We start from the raw sequence: 7,174 nt of genomic DNA, 5'->3' as shown, positions 1-7,174 counted from the left end.
GAGTGGGGGTGCGGGTGGTCCAGCAGGAGGTGTCGGCGCACACTCGCCGGACGGCGCTGCCGGCGGCGCGGGCGGAGGCGGAAGTTCCCCGCCGTCCGGTGGCGTCGGCGACACCGGAGGCACCGGAGGCACGCCGTCCGCAGGGACTGCGGGAGGCGTTGGTGGCGTCGCGCAGTCGTCAGGTGGCGACAGCGGTGGTTGCGGCGGCACCGGCCGTGACGAGTCGTCGGCGTGCGACTTGTCGGTCGTCACCGGCGGCGGGGCGGAAGGCGGCCCGTCGGCGGCGGCGATACCCGCCCCGGAGATCGTTGCCAGCGCCAGAATTCCCGCACCCAGGGTGACTCGCCGAGCGTCGAAGTGCTTGATCTTCATCGTTGTCCTCTCTCGGTCCGTGATTCGGTCCAAGAGACAACCTCGTCGGCGAAACTGAAGTACGGCTGAAGAGTGGCCGGACGACACTGTTCCTTCAGCCAGTCTTCAGGAGCGACATCCGACGCTGCCGCATGATGGGAGGGTGAACGAAAGTCGAAACGCCGGTGCTGCCCGGGTGCTGGTCGTCGAGGACAGCGACACCATCGGCATGTCGGTCGTTGCTGCGCTGGAGCACGACGGACACATCGCGCTGCGTCGCCCGGACGGTAGCGACCTGGAATCGACGCTGACCCAGTTCGCTCCGGACCTGGTCATTCTGGACATCATGTTGCCTGGACGCAGCGGCATCGAGCTACTGCCGACCATAAAGTCGAAATGTGATGCGGCAGTGCTGCTGTTGACCGCCAGGGACGCGGTGGCCGACCGAGTCGACGGGCTTCGCGGCGGGGCCGACGACTACCTCGTCAAACCTTTCGACATGGCGGAACTGCTTGCTCGCGCCGTCGCGCTGCTGCGCAGGCTCGGACGAACTCCGAGCACCATCCGGAGCGGCGACGTGTTGATCGACTCCGAGGCTGGATCGGCGTCGCGGGCAGGAGTCGATCTTCAACTCACTTCCACCGAATGGCGACTACTCACCTACCTGGCCCGCCAACGGGGGCGCACCGTGAGCAAAGTCCAGATCCTGACGCAGGTGTGGGGATACGAGAACTACGATCCCAACCTGGTCGAGGTCCACATCAGTTCGCTGCGCAAGAAGCTCGAGCTGCACGGACCCCGCGTGATCGACACCGTCCGAGGCATCGGGTACGTGCTGCTCTCATGACGAGAACCGGAACGGGGTTGCGGACCGCGTCGCTGCGACGCCGTCTCGTCATCTCGACGATCGTCGCGGTGATTCTCGTGCTGGGGGCAGCGGTAGCAGCGACGGAGATACTCGTCGGTGCACAGTTGAAGGCAACGGCCACCGCGCAGCTGGACGACCTCGTGCAGCGAGCCCGGTCGATCCACGACACGGGTGCCGACCCGGCCGCCGTCGTCACAGCGGCCCAAGGCGGGGGAACCACCGCTCGATTGGTCACCACCGACGGACGAACGTACGGAAACCCCGATCTCGATGCGGAGGCGCCCACTCCTGATCCCCCGCAGCCGGGAGACCCCGCGGCTCCCCCGGCCGCTCCGCTTCAGCCTCCCGGCCCCCCGCCGTCGGGTACCGACTCGGAGTCCGTGACGACCCAGCTGTCCGACGGTTCCCTGCTCACGGTCGCGGTGGACACCGCAGCCATCTCCGATGTTCGAGACCAACTCCGATCCGTACTCGTCGCCGTGTTCTTGGTTGCGCTCGTTCTCGTCGGCCTCGCCGTCGTGGTCATCGTTCGAACGTCACTGAGACCGCTGCATCACATGACCGTACTTGCCCGACGCATCGCGAGCGGCGCTCGAGGCGACCGGCTCGACCCGGACCGGACGAACACCGAAATCGGGAGCGCTGCCGCAGCTTTCGACGAGATGCTCGATTCGGTCGAGGCCGCGGAACAGAGAGAACGGACCACCTCGGCGAGAACACGACAGTTCTTCGACGATGCAGCCCATGAACTGAGAACACCGATTGCCGGCATTCGCGCCGCTGCGGAGACCTTGATCCGCGCCGGCGCCGACGCCGACGCGAACGTGAGAGAAGAATTGGAAGTGCTGCTGGTTCGTGAGTCGGGTCGAGCCGCGCGCCTCGTCGACGACCTGCTGTCGCTGGCACGAATCGACGAGGGCGTCGTAGTCGACCGTCGGCCGGTGGATCTCGACGCACTCGTCGCGGCGGACATCGAACGACTTTCCGTCGCAGCCCCGGGCAGGACCATCGAGGCGCACGGCAGGAAGGGCGTCGTTGCGGAGGGCGATCCGCTCAGACTTGCACAGATTCTCGCCAATCTGACCAACAATGCAGTCGCCTATTCTCCGCACGACGAACCCGTGTCCATCACGATCTCGCACACCGTCCACGACATCCGACTTGCAGTACGTGACAACGGTATCGGCATACCAGCCGGAGAACGAGAACGCGTCTTCGAGCGCCTCGTCAGGCTGGATCGGGCCCGAACGATCGGGTCCGGATCAGGACTTGGGCTGTCCATCGCACGTGATCTCGCCCGCGCCCACGGAGGAGAGCTCGAATGCCACGGAAACGGACCGGAGAACGGATCGACGTTCGTACTCCTGTTGCCCCGAGGGCTCGTGACGACGTCTGCACCGTCGAGGGCGTCCCAGCACCGCGTGGCGTCCCCGCAGCAGGCAGGAAGGCGCGCCCTCGGCTGATGCCACCTGGGCAGTATGGTCGACGAATGACTGTGCGAGCGGGTGTGGTGGTCACCGGAACCGAAGTTCTGTCCGGTCGGGTGACCGACAGGAACGGGCCATGGGTAGCGCAACAGCTGCTGGAGATGGGCGTGGACGTCGCGCACATCACGGTCTGCGGTGACCGACCCGCCGACCTGACAGCGCAGGTGCAATTTCTTGCCGACCAACATGTCGATCTGATCATCACGACCGGCGGCCTGGGTCCGACAGCCGACGATCTGACCGTAGCGACGGTCGCCGCACTGTACGGCCGCGAATTGCATCTCGATCCGGAACTCGAACGGCACATCGACGCGATCATCGAGAGATGGCGAAGCCGGATGAGTTCCGCGATCGACTCCGAGCCGTTGCAGGCAGGTATCCGAAAGCAAGCGTTGGTTCCGGTTGGCGCACTGTCCATTCCGCCGACCGGAACCGCACCGGGTGTCGTCGTGCCGGCCGACCGAGCCGGGGGCTTGCCTGCTGTGCTGATCCTGCCCGGGCCTCCTCGTGAGCTCCAGGCGATGTGGCCCGCTGCGCTCGAGACCGAGCCGGTCGCCGAGGTTCTGGCCCGACGCACGCAGATCCGTCAGAGCACCATCCGTGCGTACACCTTGTCCGAGGCCGACCTCGCCGCCACTCTGCGGACCGCTGAACGTCGGATCGCGGGATTCGACGATCTCGAGATCACCACCTGCTTACGACTCGGAGAACTCGAAATCGTGACCCGCTACGCGGAGAGTGCAGTGTCGTCGTACGCGGAGCTCGTGGCGCTGATCGACGAACATCATGGTGCTCGAGTCTTTTCCGACGACGGGTCCACGATCGACGACATCGTGGCCGACCGGCTGGCCGGCCGCCGAATCGGCACCGCAGAATCGTGCACAGGTGGAATGATCGCCGCCCGCCTCACCGATCGAGCGGGCTCGTCGGCCTATGTCGTCGGCGCCGTCGTGTCTTACGCGAACGAGACCAAGATCGGTCTTCTCGACGTCCCCGCCGACATGATCGACGAGCACGGCGCCGTCAGCGAACCGGTGGCGGCCGCGATGGCGGAGGGGGCGTTGAGGCGAGTCGGCGTCGATATCGCGGTCTCCACCAGCGGGATCGCGGGTCCCGGGGGTGGCACCGACCTCAAGCCGGTCGGCACCGTCTGCTTCGCCATCGCCGAAACCGGTCGACCGACCCGCACCCGCACCCTTCGGCTCCCCGGCGACCGGGCGAGCGTACGAGCATTGTCCACGACCGCAGCCATGCACATGATCGCCGACGCCCTGGCACCCGCCCGGTGAAAGTAGCGCGAGAGCACGTCTAAATTTAACCCTTTACTTATATAAGTATTAGTTGATACTCTGCACCGGTGCACGCTTTCGACATTCTCGGCGACCCGGTGCGCCGACGGGTTCTGGAGTTGCTCGCGGACGGCGAGCAGACTTCCGGCGCGCTAGCGGAGGTGATTCGCGCCGAATTCGCGATCTCCCAGCCTGCTGTCTCGCAACACCTACGCGTGTTGCGCGAGAGCGGATTCACCTCCGTGCGGGCCGAGGGCGTGCGTCGGTACTACGCGGTGGAACCAGGTCCGCTGAGCGAGGTCGACCTGTGGCTGAACCGTTTTCGCCGATTCTGGGATCAACGCCTCGACGCATTGGAGACCGAGTTGGCACGAGGCAGACGAGCAGCCGACTCGGCAGGTCGACCGAAGCTCGACACCGACGACGATCACGCCGATCGAACAACGAAGGAGACTTGAACGTGAGGGATGTACTGAACGAATTGGCCGCCGCGCGCAGGACAGTGGGAGCGGGCAGCCTCCCCGCAGGCGATGCGTACACCATCGAGATCCGCCGTCGGTACGACGCGGGGATCGACGACGTGTGGAGTGCCCTCACCGACCCCGACCGCGTCGCTCGTTGGCTCGCATCAGTGTCGGGCGACCTGCGCCTCGGAGGGAAGTTCACCCTGGACAGTGGCGAGCACGGCGAGATCCTGGCATGCGATGCACCGGATCTGTTGAAGGTCACCTGGATGTTCGGGCCGGAAGCCGATGCGTGGCCAGGCACCAGCGAGGTGCAGGTCCGCCTGTCCCCGGGGCAGAACGGCGGTACCGAATTCGAACTGGTCCACGCAGCGGTACTGGCAGAGCCTCTTTTTCCGACCTACGGTCCCGGCGCAGGCGGCGTCGGCTGGGACCTGCATGTTCTCGCCCTGTCCGCCTTCCTCGACGGCGGCGACACCGTCGATCACGATGCGCTGCAGGCTTCCCCGGAAGGCCGCGAGTTCGTTCGTCGGAGCGCCGCGGGATGGGGTGAAGCGCATCTGGCTTCGGGCGGCGACGCCGATCACGTCGCATCCGCGGTCGAGGCCACTACCAAGTTCTATGCGCCCGATCCGAACTGATCCCGAACAACCGTTATATATACAAGAAGTAAATTTCCGTAACCTGTATTGACAAGTCACCTGTGAAGGTCGACAGTCGATGCATGCACTCACAACGAAACTACGACGTCGTGATCGTCGGCTCGGGCATCGTCGGGCTCGCTCACGCCTATCACGCCCATCGGCGGGGATTGACGGTCGCCGTCGTCGATCACGCGGACACCATTGCCGGCGCGTCGGTCCAGAACTTCGGACATGCCTGCATCACGGCGCAATCGGGCGAGGCATCGGACTACGCCCGAGCCGGACGCAGGCATTGGCTGGATCTGGCCGCATCCGCCGGCTTCTGGGCTCGCGAATCGGGAACACACTGCGTCGCCAAGCACGACGACGAGCTCGAGGTTCTTCGACAGTTCGCTGCCGTTCGCGGCCCCGAAGAGGCTCGACTTCTCGATCGAGGCCAGATCCTGGAGCGACTGCCCATTGCCGCCGACGGCGTGACCGGCGGCCTGTACATGCCTCTCGACCTCCAGGTGGATCCCCGTCAGGCAGCACCGGCGATCGCCGCCTGGCTCGAGTCTTCCGGCGTGGACTTCCACTGGCGAACGGCTGCAACGTCGTTCGATACCGGCACCGTCCACACGTCGCGGGGAGATCTTCGTGCCGACACCATCTTCGTTACGGTGAACTACGACATCGATCGACTGTTCCCCGAGTACGCAGAGCGCGGCGGCCTTCTGAGGTGCCGCCTGCACATGATGCGGGCGCGGATCGAATTACCGACGCCACTGCCCACTCCCCTGTTCACCGGTTGGTCGTTGCTTCGCTACTCGGGTTTCGACGGCTTGCCCGCGACCACCGACGTCGCAACCCGGCTCGCAGAGCAGTACCCCGACTACTCGGCCCTCGATCTACATCAGATGTACACACCGCAACCCGATGGATCGATCCTCCTCGGAGACACCCACGTTCGAGACATCTCCACCTCACCGTTCCAGAGTGAAGCCGGGTTCGACGCCCTGATCACCGAGGCGAAAGCCATGTTCGGCGTCGCCGCGATCGATGTCTCCGAGCGTTGGCAAGGCGTCTACAGTTCTGCGCCCGACTCGGAGTTCCTACGCGTCGAACCGATCCCGGGCGTGCACGTCGTCACCGTCACCACCGGTATAGGCATGACCACGAGCATGGGGCTGGCCCAGTCCAGCCTCGATCACGCACTCGCACAACCCATCGTTACCTCGATAGGAGTAGACGCATGAACACCTCGCACACCCACCCGATCGATCTTGTCGTGTTCGACATGGCAGGAACCACCGTCGAAGACAGTGGTCTGGTCCAACGATCGTTCGCTGCTGCCGACGAGCATGCGGGCCTCTCCCACGATTCGGATGAGAAGGCACGCATGCTGCAGTACGTCACCGACACCATGGGCCAATCCAAGATCGAGGTGTTCAGACACCTGAGTGGGGGCAACGAAGAACAAGCGCAGTCCGCCAACAAGGCTTTCGAACGGTGCTACGGCCAACTGGTCGCCGACGGCGCCTGCAGTGCTGTTCCAGGGGCCGAGCATCTCTTGGCGGAGTTGCGGTCGACCGGGGTCGCCACCGCTCTGACAACAGGATTCGCCCACGAGACTCAGCAGGCCATCCTGGCCGCTCTCGGCTGGCAGGACGTCGCGGACATCGTGCTGTGCCCAGGTGACGGTGTACGCGGACGGCCGTTCCCCGACATGCCGCTGACTGCGCTCCTCCGTTCGGGCGCGTCATCGGTTCAGTCGATGCTCGTGGTCGGTGACACCACGTCCGACATCACCAGCGGAATTCGATCGGGCGCTCGGGCTGTCGTCGGAGTTCTGACTGGTGCGCACAACGCAGACCAGCTCCGTGCAGCGGGAGCAAGCCACGTCGTCGACAGCGTCGCCGACCTCCCGTCTGTACTCGACACGCTGCGCTGATCGGCTCCATTCGACATTCTCTCTCAGGTACGACTTTTCTCAGGTTTCCGCGGAGCAGGGCCCGACCGGCCCTGTCCGCCGAATCCATCGGCCGGGCTCCGGTAGGACGAACCCAGGGCCACTCCGTCTGTGTCGTGAAGG

General features: G+C 65.2%; 7 protein-coding genes and 1 pseudogene. 7 read left to right on the top strand and 1 reads right to left on the bottom strand.

Features of this window, described 5'->3' with window-relative positions:
* Positions 1-372, bottom strand: a pseudogene (locus CH289_RS28935) (hypothetical protein); the annotation flags it as partial.
* A 142-nt stretch (positions 373-514) separates the two neighbouring features.
* Here CH289_RS28935 and CH289_RS03545 point away from each other — a divergent pair.
* The 7 genes from CH289_RS03545 (at position 515) to CH289_RS03515 (ending at position 7,033) form a co-directional block, all read left to right on the top strand.
* Positions 515-1,198 carry a response regulator transcription factor gene (locus CH289_RS03545; protein WP_037188172.1) on the top strand — a complete coding sequence of 228 codons (684 nt, stop codon included), beginning with the start codon at positions 515-517 and terminating at the stop codon, positions 1,196-1,198.
* Positions 1,195-2,682: a HAMP domain-containing sensor histidine kinase gene (locus CH289_RS03540; RefSeq protein ID WP_094727268.1), complete on the top strand. Its 1,488-nt coding sequence runs from the start codon at positions 1,195-1,197 to the stop codon at positions 2,680-2,682. Before CH289_RS03545 ends, CH289_RS03540 begins: the two co-directional genes overlap by 4 nt.
* A 26-nt stretch (positions 2,683-2,708) precedes the next feature.
* Positions 2,709-3,995, top strand: a complete 1,287-nt coding sequence (locus CH289_RS03535; RefSeq protein ID WP_033189835.1) for a competence/damage-inducible protein A — start codon at positions 2,709-2,711, stop codon at positions 3,993-3,995.
* A 68-nt stretch (positions 3,996-4,063) separates the two neighbouring features.
* Entirely contained in the window at positions 4,064-4,453 is a 390-nt protein-coding gene (locus tag CH289_RS03530) for an ArsR/SmtB family transcription factor (RefSeq protein ID WP_037181762.1), read from the top strand.
* 2 nt (positions 4,454-4,455) lie between these two features.
* A complete protein-coding gene (locus tag CH289_RS03525; protein ID WP_256976980.1) occupies positions 4,456-5,100 on the top strand; it encodes an SRPBCC family protein in 645 nt (214 codons plus the stop codon).
* A gap of 83 nt (positions 5,101-5,183) precedes the next feature.
* Entirely contained in the window at positions 5,184-6,338 is a 1,155-nt protein-coding gene (locus tag CH289_RS03520) for a TIGR03364 family FAD-dependent oxidoreductase (RefSeq protein ID WP_094626310.1), read from the top strand.
* Positions 6,335-7,033 carry a phosphonatase-like hydrolase gene (locus tag CH289_RS03515; RefSeq protein ID WP_019663398.1) on the top strand — a complete coding sequence of 233 codons (699 nt, stop codon included), beginning with the start codon at positions 6,335-6,337 and terminating at the stop codon, positions 7,031-7,033. Before CH289_RS03520 ends, CH289_RS03515 begins: the two co-directional genes overlap by 4 nt.
* Positions 7,034-7,174: the final 141 nt, after the last annotated feature.

Source organism: Rhodococcus sp. RS1C4, assembly GCF_002258225.1.
Taxonomy (GTDB): domain Bacteria; phylum Actinomycetota; class Actinomycetes; order Mycobacteriales; family Mycobacteriaceae; genus Rhodococcoides; species Rhodococcoides fascians_E.
This window is presented reverse-complemented; position numbering and strand designations above follow the sequence as displayed.

Excerpts from the sequence above, each read along its gene's own strand:
- CH289_RS03540 (WP_094727268.1), top strand. The coding sequence starts at position 1,195 with ATGACGAGAACCGGAACGGGGTTGCGGACCGCGTCGCTGCGACGCCGT.
- CH289_RS03535 (WP_033189835.1), top strand. The coding sequence starts at position 2,709 with ATGACTGTGCGAGCGGGTGTGGTGGTCACCGGAACCGAAGTTCTGTCC.
- CH289_RS03520 (WP_094626310.1), top strand. The coding sequence starts at position 5,184 with ATGCACTCACAACGAAACTACGACGTCGTGATCGTCGGCTCGGGCATC.
- CH289_RS03515 (WP_019663398.1), top strand. The coding sequence starts at position 6,335 with ATGAACACCTCGCACACCCACCCGATCGATCTTGTCGTGTTCGACATG.